17 protein-coding genes and 1 pseudogene are annotated in these 18,991 nt (G+C 74.5%); 8 read left to right on the top strand and 10 right to left on the bottom strand.

Annotated elements, in window-relative coordinates:
- The first annotated feature begins 13 nt into the window (after nucleotides 1–13).
- The gene (locus tag IE332_RS28885) at nucleotides 14–625 is read left to right on the top strand and encodes a type 1 glutamine amidotransferase domain-containing protein (protein WP_189921982.1); all 612 of its coding nucleotides are present in this window, start codon (nucleotides 14–16) and stop codon (nucleotides 623–625) included.
- A gap of 38 nt (nucleotides 626–663) precedes the next feature.
- Here the strand turns inward: IE332_RS28885 and IE332_RS28880 are convergent, their stop codons facing one another.
- From IE332_RS28880 to IE332_RS28860, 6 genes and pseudogenes are all read right to left on the bottom strand, one after another.
- Nucleotides 664–909 (bottom strand): hypothetical protein, encoded by a 246-nt coding sequence (locus IE332_RS28880; protein WP_189921981.1) that lies wholly within the window; start codon nucleotides 907–909, stop codon nucleotides 664–666.
- Nucleotides 910–985: 76 nt separating this feature from the next.
- Nucleotides 986–1,840 (bottom strand): ATP-dependent DNA ligase, encoded by an 855-nt coding sequence (locus IE332_RS41305; protein ID WP_229929001.1) that lies wholly within the window; start codon nucleotides 1,838–1,840, stop codon nucleotides 986–988.
- 180 nt (nucleotides 1,841–2,020) lie between these two features.
- Nucleotides 2,021–2,893, bottom strand: a pseudogene (gene ligD, locus IE332_RS41300) (non-homologous end-joining DNA ligase); the annotation flags it as partial.
- A 107-nt stretch (nucleotides 2,894–3,000) separates the two neighbouring features.
- On the bottom strand, nucleotides 3,001–3,336 hold the full coding sequence (locus IE332_RS28870; RefSeq protein WP_189921979.1) for an MmcQ/YjbR family DNA-binding protein: 336 nt from the start codon (nucleotides 3,334–3,336) through the stop codon (nucleotides 3,001–3,003).
- Nucleotides 3,337–3,401: 65 nt separating this feature from the next.
- Nucleotides 3,402–3,827 carry a VOC family protein gene (locus tag IE332_RS28865; protein WP_189921978.1) on the bottom strand — a complete coding sequence of 142 codons (426 nt, stop codon included), beginning with the start codon at nucleotides 3,825–3,827 and terminating at the stop codon, nucleotides 3,402–3,404.
- A 53-nt stretch (nucleotides 3,828–3,880) separates the two neighbouring features.
- Nucleotides 3,881–4,777: an AraC family transcriptional regulator gene (locus tag IE332_RS28860; RefSeq protein ID WP_189921974.1), complete on the bottom strand. Its 897-nt coding sequence runs from the start codon at nucleotides 4,775–4,777 to the stop codon at nucleotides 3,881–3,883.
- Nucleotides 4,778–5,007: 230 nt separating this feature from the next.
- Between IE332_RS28860 and IE332_RS28855 the strand changes: the two genes are divergently transcribed.
- Nucleotides 5,008–5,442 carry a CBS domain-containing protein gene (locus tag IE332_RS28855; RefSeq protein WP_189921972.1) on the top strand — a complete coding sequence of 145 codons (435 nt, stop codon included), beginning with the start codon at nucleotides 5,008–5,010 and terminating at the stop codon, nucleotides 5,440–5,442.
- A 208-nt stretch (nucleotides 5,443–5,650) separates the two neighbouring features.
- On the opposite strand, the gene IE332_RS28850 is transcribed toward IE332_RS28855, so the two are convergent.
- The gene (locus IE332_RS28850) at nucleotides 5,651–6,547 is read right to left on the bottom strand and encodes a helix-turn-helix domain-containing protein (RefSeq protein WP_189921970.1); all 897 of its coding nucleotides are present in this window, start codon (nucleotides 6,545–6,547) and stop codon (nucleotides 5,651–5,653) included.
- A gap of 131 nt (nucleotides 6,548–6,678) precedes the next feature.
- Here IE332_RS28850 and IE332_RS28845 point away from each other — a divergent pair, with 131 nt between their 5' ends.
- Together IE332_RS28845 and IE332_RS28840 are read left to right on the top strand one after the other, a co-directional pair.
- Entirely contained in the window at nucleotides 6,679–7,263 is a 585-nt protein-coding gene (locus tag IE332_RS28845; RefSeq protein ID WP_189921968.1) for a pyridoxamine 5'-phosphate oxidase family protein, read from the top strand.
- An 83-nt stretch (nucleotides 7,264–7,346) separates the two neighbouring features.
- Nucleotides 7,347–8,816 (top strand): MFS transporter, encoded by a 1,470-nt coding sequence (locus tag IE332_RS28840; protein WP_189921966.1) that lies wholly within the window; start codon nucleotides 7,347–7,349, stop codon nucleotides 8,814–8,816.
- A gap of 93 nt (nucleotides 8,817–8,909) precedes the next feature.
- Here the strand turns inward: IE332_RS28840 and IE332_RS28835 are convergent, their stop codons facing one another.
- Complete coding sequence (locus IE332_RS28835; RefSeq protein WP_189921964.1) at nucleotides 8,910–9,305, bottom strand: transglycosylase family protein; 396 nt, start codon at nucleotides 9,303–9,305, stop codon at nucleotides 8,910–8,912.
- 475 nt (nucleotides 9,306–9,780) lie between these two features.
- Here IE332_RS28835 and IE332_RS28830 point away from each other — a divergent pair, with 475 nt between their 5' ends.
- The 3 genes from IE332_RS28830 to IE332_RS28820 all read left to right on the top strand — a co-directional run bounded on the left by IE332_RS28830 (nucleotide 9,781) and on the right by IE332_RS28820 (nucleotide 13,875).
- Nucleotides 9,781–10,347 (top strand): universal stress protein, encoded by a 567-nt coding sequence (locus IE332_RS28830; protein WP_189921962.1) that lies wholly within the window; start codon nucleotides 9,781–9,783, stop codon nucleotides 10,345–10,347.
- A 132-nt stretch (nucleotides 10,348–10,479) separates the two neighbouring features.
- Complete coding sequence (gene pdxR / locus IE332_RS28825; RefSeq protein WP_189921960.1) at nucleotides 10,480–11,934, top strand: MocR-like pyridoxine biosynthesis transcription factor PdxR; 1,455 nt, start codon at nucleotides 10,480–10,482, stop codon at nucleotides 11,932–11,934.
- Between the two features lie 534 nt (nucleotides 11,935–12,468).
- Nucleotides 12,469–13,875 carry a family 2B encapsulin nanocompartment shell protein gene (locus IE332_RS28820; RefSeq protein WP_189921958.1) on the top strand — a complete coding sequence of 469 codons (1,407 nt, stop codon included), beginning with the start codon at nucleotides 12,469–12,471 and terminating at the stop codon, nucleotides 13,873–13,875.
- A gap of 1,087 nt (nucleotides 13,876–14,962) precedes the next feature.
- On the opposite strand, the gene IE332_RS28815 is transcribed toward IE332_RS28820, so the two are convergent.
- A complete protein-coding gene (locus IE332_RS28815; protein WP_189921956.1) occupies nucleotides 14,963–15,268 on the bottom strand; it encodes a hypothetical protein in 306 nt (101 codons plus the stop codon).
- Nucleotides 15,269–15,497: 229 nt separating this feature from the next.
- On the opposite strand from IE332_RS28815, the gene IE332_RS28810 reads away from it, so the two are divergent.
- Nucleotides 15,498–16,271 carry a bestrophin-like domain gene (locus tag IE332_RS28810; RefSeq protein ID WP_189921954.1) on the top strand — a complete coding sequence of 258 codons (774 nt, stop codon included), beginning with the start codon at nucleotides 15,498–15,500 and terminating at the stop codon, nucleotides 16,269–16,271.
- A gap of 157 nt (nucleotides 16,272–16,428) precedes the next feature.
- Here IE332_RS28810 and IE332_RS28805 read toward each other — a convergent pair whose 3' ends face one another.
- Nucleotides 16,429–18,789 carry a glycosyl hydrolase family 18 protein gene (locus tag IE332_RS28805; protein ID WP_189921952.1) on the bottom strand — a complete coding sequence of 787 codons (2,361 nt, stop codon included), beginning with the start codon at nucleotides 18,787–18,789 and terminating at the stop codon, nucleotides 16,429–16,431.
- Nucleotides 18,790–18,991 lie beyond the last annotated feature (202 nt).

Raw genomic sequence — 18,991 nt, 5'->3', positions numbered from 1 at the left:
GCGGCAGCCACCCATGCCCCGGCCGCTCACCAAGCGCTGGCCGGCCACCACGCTCACCGGCCGGACGATCGCCTTCCTGGTCGCGCCGTACGGCGTCGAGCAGGTCGAACTGACCTCACCCTGGCAGGCGGTCGCCGAGTCCGGCGGCACCCCGCGCCTGCTGTCCACCGCCGAGGGGCGGGTCCAGGCCGTCCGGCACCGCGCCCTGGGCGACACCTTCGCGGTGGACGTCACGGTCGCCGGGGCCGATCCGGCCGACTACGACGGACTGGTCCTCCCCGGCGGCGTCGCCAACCCGGACCGGCTGCGCCTGGACCGTCCGGCGGTGGCCTTCGTGCACGGCTTCTGCGCCGCGGGCCGTCCGGTCGCGGCGATCTGCCACGCCGCCTGGACGCTGATCGAGGCCGATGCCGTCCGCGGCCGGACCGTCACCTCCTGGCCCAGCCTGCGCACCGACCTGGTCAACGCCGGCGCCCACTGGGTCGACGAGCCGGTGCACGTCTGCCACGACGGCCCCGGCGTCCTGGTGACCAGCCGCAAGCCGGACGACCTGCCGCTGTTCGAGGACGCGTTCGTGACGGAGTTCGCCCACGCGACGACGAAGCGGCGGAAGTGGCCCTGGTAGGACCGGGCTTCGAAGCGTGATCGGCTTCGGAGCGTGCTTCAGAGCGCGATCGGCCGGTGGGTGAGCGCCGTGCGCAGCACCTCCTCGTCCGTCGCGTCCGGGGTGTGCCAGAAGAGCAGGTCGGCCCAGTGCGGGTAGTACGGGTAGAGCGCGATGAGTTCCTCGAGCAGGGCGTCTCCCTCCGCCTCGTCGGCGTGGTCGGCCGAGCGCAGCCGGGCGATCAGGGCCGGCCCGCGCTCCCGCAGCGCGGCGGCGGCCTCGGCGCGGTGGTCACGTACGGTCATGGCGCGGATCCTACGGGCGGCCACCGACAGTCGGCGCCGGCAGTGGGCGCCGACAGCGGGCCGTCGGCGGGTGGTGTCAGTCGCCCCGGAGACGGACGAAGGTGGCGGTTGGCGGGCGGCCGGTCAGGGTGAGCTCGGCGCGCAGGGGGCCGTTGAGGGGGTGGACGGGGCCGTGGTCGGGGTCGGTGGCGGGCGGGCCGAGCAGGGGGCCGGCGAGCTCGGCGACCTCACGGGCCTGGACGGGGGTGAGCCGGGGAGTCGTGAGGAAGACCCGCCCGTCCTCCAACTGGAGGACCAGCGCATGCGGGCGGTTCGCCGGGCCGGTGACGGCGCGGACGATGGCGTCGAGGGTGTCGCTCCGGCGGTACTTGACCCAGGCGTGTCCAGCGCCGCGCGGGCGGTAGGGGGAGGCGGCGGCCTTGCAGACCAGGCCCTCCACACCCGTGTCGGCGAGCTGCGCCATCCACTCCAGCGCCTCCGCCCGGTCGGTGGTGGCCAGCACCGGCTGGACGGGTGGCGGGACGTCGGCGAGGGCGGCGAGCAGCAGGCGCCGGCGGTCGGTGAGCGGGAGCCGGCGGAGGTCGCGGCCGGGCAGCGCCAGCAGGTCGAAGGCGATCAGGCCGAGGGCCACCTCCGGGGCGGCGGCGCGGGCCCGGCGGGTGCGCAGCAGCTCGCCGAAGGCGAACCGGCCGCCGCGCCAGGCGACCAGTTCGGCGTCCAGGACCAGGCCCTCGGGGAGCCGGGCGACGGCGGCGGCGATCGGCGGGAACTCGGGGGAGAGGTCGCGGCCGGTACGGGACTGCAGGAACGGCGGGCGGTCGCCGCGGGCGAAGGCGACGCAGCGGAAGCCGTCCAGCTTCAGTTCGTACTGCACGCCACCGCCGCCCAGGCCGTCCGCGGGCGGGACGGCGGTGACGGCGGCGGGGCGCATCACCTCGACCGGCGGCTCCAGGACCGGGCGCGGCCCGCGCACCCGCCCGTGCGCTGCCGGAGCTGCCCGAGACGTCGGAGCTGCCCGAGACGTCGGAGCTGCCCGAGACGTCGGAGCTGCCCGAGACGTCGGAGCTTTCGGACCCGTCGGCGTCGGGAGTGCCGTCGGTGCCGGGGGTGCGGCGGGCAGTGGCCGGGCCCGCTCCGGGTCCAGCAGCGGGGCGAACAGGTCGCCGTCGGCGGCCAGCCGGTCGGGCACCTCGGTGAGGGTGAAGGTCAGCTCCCGCTCGTCGCCCGCCCGCTCCAGCTCCGCCCATGACAGCGGGGTGGAGACCGTCGGCCGCGGCCGGGCCCGCAGGGTGTACGGCGCGGCGGTGGTCTTCTTGGCGTTGTTCTGCGACCAGTCGACCAGCACCCGGCCGTGGCGCCGGGCCTTGGCCATGGTGTGTACGGCCAGTTCGGGGTGCTCGGCCTCCAGGGTGGCGGCCAGCGCCTTCGCGTAGGCGGAGACCCTGGCGCTGGGCGTGGGCTCGATCGGGACCAGCAGGTGCAGGCCCTTGGAACCGGAGGTCTTCACCCAGGCGGTGAGGCCGTCCGCCGCCAGGCGGTCGCGCAGCAGCAGCGCGACCGTCCGGCAGGTGAGGACGTCCGCGCCCTCGCCGGGGTCGAGGTCGAGGACCAGCCGGTCGGCTAGCGCGGGCGCCGCCGCGTGCCACTGCGGGACGTGCAGCTCCAGGCAGCCCAGGTTGGCGACGGAGAGCAGCGCCGCGCCGTCCTCCAGGACCACCTGCCGCAGCTCGCCGGTGTTGCTGGGGACGTCGACGGTGCGCACCCAGTCCGGGGTGCCCGGGGGCGGGTTCTTGGCGACGAAGGACTGCGCCTCGACGCCGTCCGGGCAGCGCAGGAAGGAGACCGGGCGGTCGCGCAGGTGGGGCAGCAGGGCGGCGTGGACGGCGGCGTAGTAGCGCAGCACGTCGCCCTTGAGGGTGCCGGTGCGCGGGTAGTACACCTTGTCGAGGTGGGAGAGCGCGAGGGTGCGCCCGTCCACCGTCATCTGCGGCACGGTCCGTCTCCGAAGCGTCCGGTGGGTGGCCCCCGCTGTCAGTCTGCCCCGGTTCGGCGGCCGGCGCCCGGGGCCGGGGCCGGCGCCCCGGGCCCTGGTCAGAGCCCCGGGCCGACCAGGGCGTGGGCGTCCGCGACCAGGCCCTCGATCCGGGCCCAGTCCGGCGCCGGCCCGTCCAGGTACACGCCGAGCCAGCCCCGGTGGCCGACGTACGGCGGGCGGTAGTAGCGCGCGGGGTCCTCGCCGGTCAGCCGTTCCTGCGCGCCGCCGGGCGCCGCGCACCAGAAGCCGAGGCGGTCGTCGTGGTGGTGGTCGGAGAGCATCACGAACATCCGGGCCCGGCGGCCGGAGCCCGCGAACCAGCTCGGCTCCCCGTGGCTGACCCGCTCCTCGGCCTCCGGCAGCGCCAGGCAGAGCGCCCGCAGCCGCTCCACCGGCGTGGACCCGGGCGTGGACCCCGGCGGGGGAACGGGTGCGGGACCCGGCGAGGGCACCGGGCTCACCGCGCGACCGGCCGGGGCGCGCCCGGGTAGGTGCCGAAGTACCAGCGGTTGCCCTCCGGGTCGGCGGCGGCGAAGTCCCGCGAGCCGTACTCGGTCTCGTGCGGCGCGGTGGTGATCTCGGCGCCGGCGGCCAGCGCGCGGGCGTGCACGGCGTCCGGCTCGGCGGTGACCACGTACGCGGTGAAGCCGCCCGGCTTGCCCGCCCAGGGCGCGGCGCCGTCCGGCGTCTCGCGGCCGGAGCCGAGCATCACACCGCCGCCCTCGGGCCAGGCCAGTTCGGCGTGGGCGACGAAATCGCCCTCACCGTAGGCGACGACCTCCTGGAAGCCGAAGGCCTCGACCAGGAAGCGGATCAGCGCCCGGGCGTCGGTGGCGCGCAGGCTGGGCCAGACCTGCGGGGCGGGGGTCTCGGTGGCGTCCATGGCTCTCTCTCCTCGGGACGGGCGCGGGAGCGCCGGCGGTGTGCGGGGTTCCGCTACGCCTCCCACTCTGCGGCCGCCCCGACCTCCCCGCCTTGGACGTTTCGGAACTTCGCCGCCTCCGGCCCCTCCGCCGCCAGCCAGGTGCTCGGCGCGGCCCCGGCCAGCGCGCGGAACTCCCGGGCCAGGTGCGCCTGGTCGAAGTAACCGCAGCGCACGGCCAGTTCGGCCAGCCGGGGCGGCGCGTCGGTGGCGGCCAGCAGGTGCCGGGCCCGGTCGAAGCGGATCACCCGGGCGGCGGCCTTCGGGGTCAGCCCGGTCTCCCGGCGGAACCGCTCCTGCAGGTGCCGGGCGCTCCAGCCGGTCTCCCGGGCCAGCTCCGCCACCGGCAGCGCGCCGCCGCTGCGCCGCAGCGCCCGCCAGGCCCAGCCGACCTCCGGCGGCACCCGCCCGGACGGCCGGGCGGCCCGCAGCAGCGCCCCGTCCAGGGCCGTGAACCGCTCCGCCCAGCCGGGTGCGGCCTGCAGCCGCTCCCGCAGGTACGGGTCCAGCCGGGTGAGCACCTCGTCGGCGGGCAGGTCGATCCCGGCCAACTCCCCGGCGGGCAGCCCGAACAGCGTCCGCGCGGCGAGCGGGTGCACGGCGATCTGCACCCCGGACTGCGCACCGTCGTGGGTGATCAGCGCGGGGGCGGTGTGCAGGCCGCCGAGCAGGGTCGGGTAGCTCCCGGGCGGCTGCGCCGGGTCGGGGTGCCCGGCGATCACCAGCGGCTCGTCCAGGGTGAGGATGAAGGTCAGGTACGGGGAGGGCAGGCCGCGGTGCACCGCGGGGGCGAGGCCGCGCTGCCGGTAGCCGGAGTACCAGGCCACGTACGGACGCAGCGCGGTCGCGGGCCTGGCCAGGACGGCCTCGTCGACGGTCCCGGCGCCGGGTTCCCCGGTATCCGTGGTCACCCTCCCAGTATCGGTGCTCCCGCTCCCGGCGGTGCCGGGCGGACGGTGCGGGGCGTGCGGGGCGGGGCGGACGGTGCGGGGCGTGCGGCCGGGCGGGTCCCCGGCGCGGTCGCGGGCGGGCACGGTGTTGCTTATGGTGAGGGCGCGGTCACCCAGCCCGCGCCGTGTCGGGCGCGTGGGGGCGCACCGCCCGGGGGGACACGGGGGGAACCACCGACGAAGGAGTCCTCGTGACCACTGCCCGAGACATCATGCACACCGGCGCCCAGTGCATCGGCGCCCACCAGACCCTCGCGGACGCCGCCAGGATGATGCGCGACAAGAACGTGGGCGCGCTGCCGATCTGCGGCGACGACCAGAAGCTGAAGGGCATCATCACCGACCGCGACATCGTGCTGCGATGTATCGCGGAGGGCAAGGACCCGGCCGCGATGACCGCCATGGAGCTCTCCGGCCACCTGCACTGCGTGCGCGCCGACGACAGCATGGACGCGGTGCTGCGCAAGATGGAGCAGCACCAGATCCGGCGCATCCCGGTGATCGACGGAGAGCGGCTGGTGGGCATGATCAGCGAGGCGGACCTGGCGATGGGCCACCGCGACGGCCAGCGGCTGACCGACCAGCAGATCATCGACTTCATGGACGGCGTCTACATGAAGCAGTGACCGGGCTCGGCCGGCGTCCCGCCCCGAGCCCCGGCCCCGTCCCCACCGCCGTGACCGGCCGGCCCCCCGTACCGGCCGGGTCCTTCGACGGTGCCGGACGGGGCCGCCGCACGTCTTGTACAAATGCGCACCAGGCCGGGTGCCGGGCGTCGACGGCCCGACCCCGAACGGCCCGCACGGAGCTGGCCGGACCCGTGCCGCCCGGTCCCTAGGCGGCGCCGGCGTCGAGGACGGCGCTGGTCACCCGGCCCGCGACGCGGTCGGTGGGGTCGGGGAGGGCGGCGGCGGTGTCGCGGGAGGCCAGGAACGCGCGGGGGGAGCAGCCGACCATGCCGCGGAAGCTGCGGTCGAGGTGGGACTGGTCGTAGTAGCCGCAGAGCGCGGCGAGGTCGGCGCCGGCGGGGCGGTCCGGGCCGGCGGCCAGCAGGGCCAGGGTGTGCTGGAGCCGGAGGATCCCGGCGGCCTGTTTGGGGGCGACTCCGAGGTGTTCGCGGAAGCGCAGTTCGAGCCGGCGGCGGCTCCACCCGGTGCCCTCGACCAGGGCGGGGACCGGTACCTGCCCGTGGGAGCGCCGGAGTTGGTGCCAGGCCCAGCGGACGGAGGGGTCCCAGTCCGGGCCGTACGCGAACAGTGCGGCGAAGTACCCGTCGAGCATGGCGAACCGGGCCGGCCAGCTCGGGGTGTCGGCCAGCCGGTCGGTCAGCGCCCGCAGCCGCGGGCCCAGGACGTCCCCGGCCTCGGCCCACTGCCCGCCGAGGTCGCCGGCCAGCGGGCCGAACGCCCGGTAGGCGCCGCGCGGGGTGAGCGAGACCGCCAATCCGTGCAGGACGCCGGAGTGTTCGGCGATCGTCGCGGTGCGGCGCAGCCCGGCCGCGACCGAGCCGAAGGAGGCGGCGGCCGCGGGGGCGACGGCGTCGACGAGGCGCATCGTGCCCTCGAAGGCGAGCGCCACGGTGACCACGTCCGTGGGCACCTCCAGCCGGCGGCGCGGCTGCCGCAGGTCCAGCCGGTAGCCGCGGTAGCCGAGGACGTAGCGGCGCAGCGGCGGCGCGGGCGTGCCGAGGACCATCCCGGGTGCGGTCGTCAGGAGGGTGCTGCGGGCCATCTCAACTCCCGTGCTCGGCCGGGCGGGTGACATGTGCACGGATTATCCTAGGCGGTCCGCCGGCCGTCGGGGATGTCTCATGAGCTGGATTTTTCTTTCTTGCCAGCCGAGATGCGGGCACAATCGCGCACATGGGAAAGCAGTACGAACGCATCGAGGGCCGGCTCCGCCGGTTCATCGAGAGCCAGCCGGTCTACTTCGTCGCGACGGCCCCGCTGGCCGCCGACGGGCACGTCAACCTCTCGCCCAAGGGCCGCTCCGGCACCCTCGCGGTGATCGACGAACTCACCCTCGCCTACCTGGACTTCGGCGGCTCGCAGGCCGAGACCGTGGCCCACCTGCGGGAGAACGGCCGGATCACCCTGATGTGGTGCTCCTTCGAGGGCCCGCCCACCGTGGTCCGGGTGCACGGCCGGGGCGAGCCGGTCTTCCGTGACGACCCGCGCTTCGCCGAGCTGCTCGGCCACTTCGCCCCGGACGCCGACGGGTCGGCCCTGCGGGCGATCGTGCTGGTCAGGGCGGAGCGGGTGAGCGACTCGTGCGGCTACGCGGTGCCGTTCATGGACTACCGCGGCGACCGCGACCTGCATGCCCAGTACTTCGAGCGCAAGGGCGAGACGGAGTTCGGCGCCTACTGCGAGGGCAAGCCGCTCGTCGGCACCAGCATCGACGGCCTGCCCGCCCTTCCGCTGCCGCTCCCGCCCCGGCCCGCCTGAACCCGAATTGGTCTGGACCTCGTAGCTGAAACCCCTGGTGCGCCCGGGGCTGTCGCGCGTAGCTTGGGGGCCCGTGACTGCTGATGTCTGACCGGGCGCCGGAGCGCGCCGGACAAGCCGGACACCTTGGACGCGCCGAACACCCCGGAGACCCCGGGCCGGAGGCCGCCGCGAGCCTGTACGCGCGGCCGTACGCCGCCGCCACGGCGGGGTTCGCGGCGGTGATGTTCCTGACCGGGTTCGCCGCCCTGGCCGTGGTGCCCACGCTGCCGGCGGCCGTGAGCGACCTCGACGGGGTGGCGCTCTACCCGCTGGTCGCCGGCTGCTTCACGGCGGCCAGCCTGTTCGGCGGTGTGCTGGGCGGGAGTTGGGCGGACCGGGCGGGTGCGCGGCGTCCGCTGGTGGCGGGGATCCTGCTCGGGGTGGCGACCCTGGTGGTGTCCGGGACGAGCACCACCGTCTGGCAGCTCGCCGCCGGGCGGTTCCTGGACGGCATCGCGGCCGGGATGACGGCGGTGGCCATCACCACCGCCATCGCGCGGGCCTACCCCGGGCGGCTGCGGGCGCACGCGCTGTCACTGATGAGCACCTGCTGGATCGTGCCCTCGCTGGTCGGCCCGCCGCTGGCCGGGCTGGTGGCGGGGTGGTGGTCCTGGCGGGCGGTGTTCCTCGGGCTCGCGGCGATCACCGTCCTGCCGATCGTGGCCGTGCTGCCGCTGCTGCGCCGCCCCGGTGCCGCGGGGGCGGAAGGGGCGGAAGGGGCGGAAGGGTTGGCGGAGACCGCCGCCCGTCCGCCGCTGGCCGTCGCGGCGGCGGTGAGCGGGGGTGCGGCGCTCGCCCAGTACGGGGTGTCCGGCTGGGACCCGGGCCGTCTGGCGGCGGCCCTCGTCGGGCTCGGGCTGCTGGGCGCATTCGCCCCCCGGCTGCTGCCGGGCGGCACCGGGCGGGCGGCCCGCGGACTGCCCGCGACCGTACTGCTGCGCGGGCTGTCCTCGGGCGCGTACTTCACGCTGGAGGCCTTCGTCCCGCTGCTCCTGGACACCGTCCGTGAGGTCCCGGCCGCGGTGACCGGGCTGGCCTTCACCGGCGCGGCCGTCGTCTGGGCGGCGGCGAACTGGGTGCAGGGGCACCTGCTGGAGCACCGGGCACGGCACCGGGTGCTGGCGGGCGGGATGGGGGTGTGCGTCCTGGCGGTGCTGATCGCGGGCGTCGGCACCCTGCCGGGGTCACCCGCCGTGACGGCCGGTGCCGCGCTGGTGGTGGCGGCGGCGGGCATGGGGGTCGCGGCGCCGAGCATGACCCTGCTCTCCATCGCCCACAGCCCGCCCGGCCGCCAGGGCCGGACCGGCGGCGAGATGCAGACCGCGCAGAACCTCGGCCAGGTGGTGGTGATGGGTGTGAGCTCCGCCCTCTTCAACCTGTGCCTGGCCGGGGGCGGGGGCGGGAGCGGGGGCGCCGGCGCGTACACGGCGGTCTTCGCCCTGCTGCTGGTGCCGTGCGTCCTGGTCGTCGGGCTCGCCGGTCGGGCCGGGGCCGGCAGCGGGTCGGACTGATCCGGCCGGTCCTGCCCGTCCGGGGCTCGCCCCCGCGTGGAGACACGACGAAGCCGCCGCACCCGGCAGGGGTGCGGCGGCTTCGTGGGGGTCTTACTTGCTCAGACCGGCCTTGACGGAGCAGACCGGCCAGGCGCCCGGGCCCTGGGCCGCGAGGACCTTCTCGCCGACGGAGATCTGCTGGTCCTTGGTGGCCAGGTCGGCGCGCGGGGCGAAGGAGGTGCCGCCGAAGGCCGCCCAGGTGCTGGAGGTGAACTGCAGGCCGCCGTAGAAGCCGTTGCCGGAGTTGATGGCCCAGTTACCGGTGGCCTCGCAGGAGGCGACCTTGTCCCAGACGGTGGCCGGCGCGGCGGAGGCGCTGGTGGCCGTGACGAGGCCGGCCACCGGGAGGGCGGTGAGCGCCCCGGCCATCAGAGCCATCCGGACGCGGTTGCGGCGCTTCGGGGTGGCAGTGGTGGTGGCAGCGGCAGTCTCGTTACGGAAGGTCATGAATTTCCTTTCGGAGGGGGCTGCGAGCACGCGGAACCAGGCCTTCGGAAGGCCGTAGGTTTCGGGGACACGTCGCTCGCGTGGTCCGGCACCGTGCCGACTCGGTGGGCGGTGAGGCCCGTCCGGAGCGGATCGCTCGGTGCAACGGGTTCGAAGTTACGGGGGAGGTGGTGGCCGTTTCAAGGATTCGAAGGTTTAGGCACGTCAGCGGCCTGTTACCGGAGGTAAGGATCAAGGAATTGTGCAGATTTCGCCTGATTTGCACCTATTTCCAAGATCAAAATCCCCCCGGAAGTGGCCCGCACCACTCCCGAAGCCGTGTGAGGCCGCGCACATCGTCGACAGCGCGTCACGATCACCGAGCGGCCGGTGCCGAATCCGTCCGGCCCGACGGGGCTCCGGGTGGCCCGCGCCACAGGGCTCACCCGGAGTGCCCCCCGCACTCACGCACGGTGCCGGGCATAGCCTCGGGCGCATGAGCAACGAGAGCGATGCGGCGGACACGGCGGGCGCGGGAGCGGCGGACGCCGCCGCGGGAGGGGCCAACCCGGGAGGAGCCACCGGAGCCGGGGACCACGAGGTCGCCGCCGCGCCCAGCGGCTTCGAGCTGGGGACCGACGGGCCCAAGGTGATCCTGGTGGGGCTGGACGGCTCCGACTCCTCCTGGCGCGCCACCGCCTACGCCGCCGGACAGGCCCGCCGGCAGGGCGCCGTCCTCGCGGTGGCCTACGTCCAGCCGATCCTCGGTGCCGCGACCGCGCTGGCCGGGGCCGCGGTGGAGGAGACCACCCAGGAGATCGCCGACGAGCTGCTGGCCGCCCTGCGCGACGCCGAGCAGCGGGTCCGTGAGGTGTGGAAGGTGGACTGGCGCTTCCTGACCATGCGCGGCGACCCGTACGGCGGGCTGGCCAAGCTCGCGGACGAGCTGCGCGCGGACGCCGTGGTGGTCGGGGTCTCCGAGCAGGCCGGGCACAAGGTGATCGGATCGGTGGCGGTCCGGCTGGTGAAGGCGGGCCGCTGGCCGGTGACCGTCGTCCCCTGACCCGCGCGGCCCCTCGGTACGTACACCCCTCTTGTGCACCCGTCCCGTCCTTCGGTCGCCGCCCGGGCGCCCCGGGGGCGGTGGCGGGGCACCCGCAGGGCGCGGTCGGGGCGGCGGGTAGGGTGCGTGAACATGACGGAGACGCGGGGCACGCACCCCTCCGAGCCCGCTGGCCCGACCGGAAACGACCTTCACCTCGACCTCCCCGCCACCGGCGGCCGCCGTGCCGCGCTGATGACGGCGCTGCGCGAGGCGATCCGCAGCGGGAGACTGGCACCCGGCACCCGGCTTCCGCCGTACCGCGCGCTCGCCACCGATCTCGGCCTGGCCCGCAACACCGCCGCCGAGGCCTACGCCGAACTCGTCGCCGAGGGCTGGCTGACCGCCCGCCAGGGCTCCGGCACCACCGTCGCCGAACGCGCCGAACCCGTCCCGCCCGCCCGGGCCCGCCGGCCCTCGCCCCGCCCCGGTCCCCGGCACGACCTGCGTCAGGGCCAGCCCGACGCCTCCTCCTTCCCCCGCACCGGCTGGCTGGCCGCCGCCCGCCGGGCACTCACCGTCGCGCCCAACGAGGCCTTCGGCCCCGGCGATCCGCAGGGCCGGCACGAGCTGCGCACCGTCCTCGCCGACTACCTGGCCCGCGCCCGGGGGGTGCGCACCGACCCGGACCGGATCGTGATCTGCTCCGGCTTCGCCCACGCGCTGCGGCTGCTCTTCGACGGCGCGCGGCCCGTGCTGCCGCCCGCCGAGAACGGCCCGCTGGCCGTCGAGGCGTACGGGCTGGGCTTCCACCGCGGGCTGCTGGCCGCCGCCGGGGTCACCGCGGTTCCGCTGCCGATCGACGAACAGGGCGCCCTCGTCGACGAGTTGGCCCGGCACCGGGACGTCCGTACGGCCCTGCTCACCCCCGCCCACCAGTTCCCGACCGGCGGCCCGCTGCACCCGGGCCGGCGCGCCGCCGTGGTCGACTGGGCGCGCGGGCGCGGCGGACTGATCCTGGAGGACGACTACGACGGCGAGTTCCGCTACGACCGCCAGCCGGTCGGCGCCGTCCAGGGGCTCGACCCCGAGCGGGTGGTCTACCTCGGCAGCACCAGCAAGAGCCTCACCCCGGCGCTGCGCCTCGGCTGGATGGTGCTGCCGGACCACCTGGTCGACCGGGTGCTCGCCGCCAAGGGCGAACGCGAGGGCTGGGCCAGCGCGTTGGACCAGCTGACCCTCGCCGAGTTCATCGACTCCGGCGGCTACGACCGGCACGTGCGCCGGATGCGCCGCCGCTACCGGGACCGCCGCGACCAGCTGGTGGCCGCGCTCGCGGCGAGCGCCCCGCACGTCGAGGTGTCCGGCATCGCAGCCGGTCTGCACGCGGTGCTGCGGCTGGAACCGGGCACCGAGCGCTCGGTGCTGAAGGCCGCCGCCTACCGGGGCCTGGCCGTCGACGGCCTCGCCGACTTCCGGCACCCGGAGATCGACCCGGCGGCCATGCCCGCCGTGGACGGCCTGGTGGTCGGCTACGCCACGCCGCCCGACCACGCCTACGCGGCGGCGGTCGAGGCACTCTGCGCCATCCTGCCGCCGTCGGTCTGAACACCCTGGGCGAGGCCCGGCCGTCGGACCGGGGGCGTAGGTCTTCGGGCGCCTCGGCAGGGTCCGTTCAGCTGCCCCGACCGATCCGGCCGCTCCGATCGCTCCGATCGGTTCGACCACGTGCGGTACCGTCCGGGGGCGCCTTCGAACCGTCCGACCGGTGTGCCGGGTTGACGCCGGGCGCCGGGCTCCGGGCCTCCCCGAGGGGTGTCGCGGGGTGGTGGAGGACGCCCGAAGGCCCGTGCCGGTACGGGGATCGCAGTCGCGAACGCGTGTTCCACACCTTGTAGTGCCGATGGAAGCGGACCGGGCGAGATTCACCCTATCGGGGGGTACTGGGCGTCCGTACGGCCTTGGCCGGGTCCTGGTGATCTAGGGTTCCGGATGGGCCGCCGGGTGAACGGTGGCCGCATTCGCGACACGTAGCCGACGCCCCCACCAGCCTGCGGATCTGATGATCCGTCACGGCAAGCGCCCAGGGCGGCCCGATGGCCCTGGCCGCGTGACCCGACCACAGGAATGGAGACCCTGCCGATGCCCGTGGACACGAGCCCGGAGACAGAGCAGGTCAAGCAGCAGAGCCTTGCGACGGCAGCTGCCCGCAACCTTGCCACCACGACCAAGTCCGCACCGCAGATGCAGGAGATCACCTCCCGCTGGCTGCTCAAGGTGCTCCCCTGGGTGCAGGCCGCCGGTGGCGCCTACCGGGTCAACCGACGGCTCACCTACTCCGTCGGCAACGGCGTGGTGGAGTTCATCAAGACCGGCTCGCAGGTCCGGGTGATCCCGGGCGAGCTGGGCGAGTTGGCCCTGCTGCGCGGTTACGAGGACGACGAGGTGCTCACCGCGCTGGCCGACCGCTGCCAGCAGCTGGACTTCGGCCCCGGCGAGGTCCTCACCACCCAGGGTGAGGCCGCCGACCGGATCTTCCTGATCGCCCATGGCAGGGTCAACCTGGTGGGCACCGGCAAGTACGGTGACGAGACCGAGATCGGCGTGGCCGCGGACGGCGACCGCTTCGGCGACGACGCGCTGCTGAACCCGGACGCGGCCTGGGACTTCACCGCCAAGACCGCCACCTCCGGTGTCGCCCTCACCCTGACCCGGGCGGACTTCGCCGCGATCCGGGACAACGCGCCGAGCCTGCAGGAGCACCTGCAGGCCTTCCTGGCCCTGCCGTTGCAGGCCCAGAACGAGCGCGGCGAGGCCGAGATCGCCATGTCGGCGGGCCACCACGGCGAGTTCGAGCTGCCCGGCGCCTTCGTGGACTACGAGCTCAAGCCGCGCGAGTACGAACTGAGCGTCGCGCAGACCGTGCTCAAGATCCACACCCGCGTCGCCGACCTCTACAACCAGCCGATGAACCAGACCGAGCACCAGCTCCGGCTGACCATCGAGGCCCTGCGCGAGCGGCAGGAGCACGAGATCGTCAACAACCCGGAGTTCGGCCTGCTCCACAACGCCGACTTCGACCAGCGGATCCAGACCCACTCCGGCCCGCCCACCCCGGACGACCTGGACGAGCTGCTCAGCCGCCGCCGTGACCCCGACTACCTGCTCGCCCACCCGCGGACCATCGCCGCGATCGGCCGCGAGTTCAACGCCCGGGGCCTGTACCCCACCCACGTCGACCTCGGCGGGCAGCAGGTGCCGGCCTGGCGCGGGGTGCCGATCCTGCCCTGCAACAAGATCCCGGTCACCAAGGAGAACACGAGCTCGATCCTGGTGATCCGTACCGGTGAGGACAACCAGGGCGTCATCGGCCTGCACCAGACCGGCCTCCCGGACGAGTACCAGCCCTCGCTCTCGGTCCGCTTCATGGGGATCGACGAGAAGGCGATCATCTCGTACCTGGTCAGCGCCTACTACTCGGCCGCGATCCTGGTGCCGGACGCGGTCGGTGTGCTGGAGAACGTGGAGATCGCGCACCGCCGCCACTGAGGGCGTCGTCGCGACCGAGCGCGCCGCCCCCACTGGGCGCAGGGTCGCCAACGAGCGCGCCGTCGAAGCCGATTGAGCGCGCGGAACAGCGAGCGTGGGCCGTAACCGGTCGGCGCGAAGATCGTTTGACCTGATGACGGACGGTCCGCCCCCGGAGGCGGGCCGTCCGCCTGATCGTGTCTGATCATTTCTGGTCGTACCCAATCGATTGCCGATCGGCCGTCGACCGATGTCGACCTCTCCGCCGGTTGCCCCGGCGGCCTTTCGCTGTGGCGGCCTTACGACCCGGTGGGCGTTCGACCCGGCGGCCGTTCCACCCGAGCCAGTCCCGTTCTCCCAGACGACCCGAGAGGTGCGTGGAGCCCATGTCCCAGCGTCGGCAGTTCCGACGGATACCGCCGCACGGCGGTGGGACGGCGGCCTCCGGGCGGAGGGCGCGACTGATCGGCGCGGCGGTCGGCGTGGTCGCGATGTGCGCGCTGGTCACCGGCGCGACCGCGGCGGGGGCCGAGCACGGCGGAGGGCACCCGCACGGCCCGGGCGTGGACATCTGCGTCTGCACCGGGACGGACGTCTCGATCGGACCGGGCGGCGGAGTCGACGTCGGCGTGGGCGTCGACGTCCAGGTCGGGGTCGGCGTCGCCCCGAACGCCGGGACGGGCCACCACGACCACAAGCCCCCGCCCAAGCACCACCCCTGCCACACGCCCCGGGCCACCCCGGCACCGGCGGCACCCTCGTCCTCGGCGGGGCTCCGAGCGGAGCACGGCCGGCCGGAGGACGAGCAGGACGATTACGGCTGGCACGACGGCCACGGTTGGCACGACTGGCATCACCACCATCACCACCCCCACTGCCCGACGCCGTCTCCGACCCCGACGCCGACCCGCACGCCGACACCGACCCCGACTCGCACGCCGACGCCCACGCCGACGCCGACCCGCACGCCCACCCCGACTCCGACGCCAACTCCGACTCCGACCCACACGCCGAGCCCGACCCCGACTCCGACACCCACCCCCACGCCGACCCCTACACCGTCCCCGACCCCACCGCCGCCCACCCCGCCGCCCGCGTCGCCCGCGCCTCAGCCTCCGGCGCCACCCGCGCCCGCACCGCTGCCGCCGGCACCCCAGGCAGCGCCCGCCGTCCCGGCCCCCGTGGTGCCCGCTCCGGTCCCGCCCGCTCCCGTGCCGGACCCGCCGCCGCCCGTCGTGTCGGCGCCCCCGAGCCCGGCGCCCCCGAGTGCGGCCTCACCGAGCCCGGTGCGCCACAGTCCGCTGTGGCCGACTCCGGCGGGGCGTCCGGTGTTCCCCGTCCCGGCGGCGAAGCCGATGGCCTCGCCGGAGCGCCACGGGGGAATGCCGATGACCACCACGGTCCTGATGATCATGGTGCCCGGTGTGCTCGCGGCGGTGGCCCTGCGTCCGGGCCGTGGCGGCGGCAGCGGTCGGGGCCGTTCGAGCCGGTCCTGACCGGCCGCGGGCCCCGCGCCCGCCGCTGGTCGGGCCCTGCGCCCGGCACCGGTCGGGTCCCGCGCCCGGCACCGGTCCGGCCCCGGGCCCGGACCGCCCGCAGATCTTTCCGTCCCGTCACAAGCCAAGCCAGAGAGAGGAGTTCCCATGTCCGAGTGGGTGGCTTTGACCATCGCCATGGCGTCGGCCTGTGCCGTCGTGGTGGCGGTGGTGCTGCTGAGGAACCGCAGGGTGAGCACCGCCGAGGAGAACACCGACGAGACCCCGGACGTCATCGAGTACATCACGATGATGATCGGCGTGGTCTACGCGATCGTCCTCGGTCTCGCCATCGCGGGTGTCTGGGAGGCGCGCGGCGTCGCCCAGGACGACCTGTTCCGCGAGGCGCAGTCGCTGCGCGAGGTGAGCGACCGCGCGGTGGTCTACCCCGTCGAGTTCCGCGACCAGGTCCGGGCCGACGTGGACGCCTACGTCACGTACGTGGTGAACACCGAGTGGGACTACATGCAGAAGAACGGCGAGGTCACCGAGAAGGGCGACCAACTGCTGCAGAAGCTGCAGACGGACGTCGCCACCCGGCCGCCGGCCTCCGACCTGGAGTCGCAGGCCTATCAGCCGATCATGGACCGGATCAGCCAGGCGTCCAACTCGCGCGACGCCCGCGGCCAGAGCGCCGGTCCGACGATGCCGGGGATCGTCTGGTTCGGCCTGGTCGGCGGCGCGGTGGTGACCGTCGGCATGCTGTTCGCCCTGCAGATCCGGCGCACGCCCAGGGAGTTGGTCCTGGCGCTCTGCTTCAGCTCGCTGATCGCCTTCCTGCTGTTCATGATCTGGGACTTCGACAACCCGTTCGCCCGCAGCGTCTCGGTGACCACCCAGCCGTTCCAGGACCTGTTCCCCATGCTCAACCTCAAGGACTGAGCACCTCGGCGGACGGGTCGGGCCGCTGCCGCACGCCGGGTCGATCCGGGCAGATGATCGTCGGATCATCCGGCCCGGATCGTCGGGGTTCGTACCCGGCGTACGCATCGAGGGGCAGCGAGGGGATCAGCAGCCGTGTCCGACCCGACGCGGACCGTCAGCGCAGGCTGCCGTCCATCGCGTTGAGCAGGCTGCCGGAGGCGTCGTCGTTCTCCAGGGAGAAGGCGAACAGGCCGCCCAGCCCCTTGCTCCTGGCGTAGGCGCCGCGGGCCTGGACGGCCTGCGGGGTGTCGCCCGTCCAGAAGTTCGTGCCGTCGTAGACCCAGCTGCTCTCGGTGACCGGGTCCCAGTGGGTCTGCGCCGCCGTCGGGTTGAGCTCCTTCCAGGCCGCCAGACCGGCCTCCTGGCTCAGCGGTTTGGCGGCCGTCGGGCCGGTCGCGTTCTGGTAGAGGCCGGAGTTCGAGCCCGCCGGGACGCCGGTCCAGCCGCGCCAGTAGAACGGGATGCCGAGCACCAGCTTGTTCGCCGGGAAGCCGCCGGGGATGCCGTACTCGGGCAGGCCGGTGGTGTACGCGGCGACCGTGGTGTCCACGTTGTACTTGCGGGTGCCGGGGGTGATCGGCGTGGTCGGGTCGGCCGGGCTGTCGTGCAGCGGGTCCTGGTGGTTGGTCGGGCCCTTGGCGTCCCACGCGCCGTGCATGTCGTAGGACATCACGTCGGCGTAGTCCAGGTAGGCGCCGATCCTGTCGGTCTCCAGCTGGGCGATCTTGTCCTGGCCGCTGGGCAGTGCGGCGGTCAGCAGGTAGCGCTTGCCCTGCGCGGCGCCGAGGGCGTCCAGCTGGGTGCGGAACTCCTTGAGCAGCAGGGTGAAGTTCTGCTTGTCGGCGGGGGAGTAGTGGTTGCCGGTGTGGCCACCGGCCGAGCCCGGGTACTCCCAGTCGAGGTCGATGCCGTCGAAGATGCCCGCGGCCGTGGCCGGGCCGCCCGAGGCGTCGCCGGCGACGCCGGTCGGCAGGTTCCCCTTGAGGAACATGTCGACGCAGGAGGAGACGAACTTCTGCCGGGAGGCGTCGGTGGCCGCCGCGTCGGAGAAGTACTTGGAGTACGTCCAGCCGCCGATGGAGATGGTGAACCGCAGGTTCGGGTACCTGGCCTTGAGCTGGCGCAGCTGGTTGAAGTTGCCCTTGAGCGGTTGCTCCCAGGTGTCGCCGCTGCCGTCCACGCTGGTGCCGGGGTTGAAGTCGGCCTGGTAGTCGGCGTACGCGTCGCCCGCGCCGTCACCGGCGTCGGGATTGGACTCGTTGGCCGAGTCGGAGGCCTTCACCGCCTGGAAGCAGGTGAACCTGGTCGGGTCGATGTTGGCGAAGGCGTAGTGGATGAGGTCCAGCTTGGCCGCGGCGCCGCTGGTGGCGACGGACTTCGGGTAGTAGGCGTTCTCGTAGACGCCCCACTGGTCGAAGTAGGCCGAGCGGACGGGCCGTTGGGCGGGCGCGGCGGCGGTCGTGGTGCTCACCGGCGCGGACTGGGCCGAGGCGTGGCCGCCCGAGTAGCCCTGCACGCTGAAGGTGTAGCTCCGGCCCGGCAGCAGGGAGCTGACGGCGACCGAGGTGCCCATCGAGGTGGCGACCAGCTGCCCGTTGGACCACACCTTGTACGCCACCGGGCCGTCGCCGGTGGTGAGCGTGGACGGCTGCCAGGTGAGCACCACGGCGTCGGCGGTGGTCCTGGTCACCGCGAGGCCGGTCGGGGTGGTGACCTTGCCGTCCCCGGCCGGGCCGCTCGCGGTGCCCGTGGGCGTCGGGGTGCCGGTGGGCGTCGGGGTGCCGGTGGTGGGAGTGCCGGTCGGGCTGGGGGTCGCCGTCGGGCTGCCGGTCGCGGTCGGGCTGCCGGTGGCGGTCGGACTGGAGGTGGCCGTGGGACTGGAGGTGGCCGTCGGGCTGGTGGACGAGGTGGGCCCGGCCGGGCCGGTCAGCGTGAGGTCGTCCGCGTAGTACGCGCCGGTGCCGTACCAGCCGTGGGTGAAGACGGTGACGGAGGTGGTGGTGGCACCGGTGGTGAAGGTGCTGCTCAGCTGGTTCCAGCCGGTGCCGCCGGGCGTCCAGGCCGAGGCGTTGACGCCGGTCCCGGTGGCGCCCAGGTAGACGTAGCTGCCCTGCACCCAGCCGGCCAGGGTGTACGTGGTGCTGGGCCGGACGGTGACGGTCTGCTGGCACTGGGCGGTGTCGGAGGCCGAGGCCGCGCCGCTGAGCGCGTGGGTGCCGCCGTGCGCCGGGGTGGTGACCACCGAGCCGTTGGCGCAGGTCCAGCCGGACAGGGTGCCGGTCTCGAAGTCGCCGTTGGCCAGCAGGTTGACCGGGGCGGCGGAGGCGGGGCCGAAGGTGAGGGCGAGGGCGGCGCCGCTGGTGGTGAGCGTGGCGGCCAGGGCCAGTGCGGTGGCTCTTCTGCGGTGGGTGGCCCGGCGCCCGGTGCGCTCCTCGGTGGAGCGGTCGGGCCGTGCGGGCAGGACGCGGTCGTGCATGCGGTGGGTCCTCCGGATGTGTGGGGGTTCCGGCGGTGCGGTGGCCCGGACGGGCCGTGGGGAGCCGGCCCGGGCGCGGTGGGGGCGCGGGGGCGGGTGACGCGTGCTGAGGGGCGTGCGCGGACGCGGCGGGTGACCGGACCCGGGCACGTCACGACTGAACAGATTGGACTGGACCAATATGCGCCGTCAAGGGTGTCCG

The organism is Kitasatospora xanthocidica, assembly GCF_014656195.1.
Classification (GTDB): Bacteria; Actinomycetota; Actinomycetes; order Streptomycetales; family Streptomycetaceae; genus Kitasatospora; species Kitasatospora xanthocidica.
This window is presented reverse-complemented; position numbering and strand designations above follow the sequence as displayed.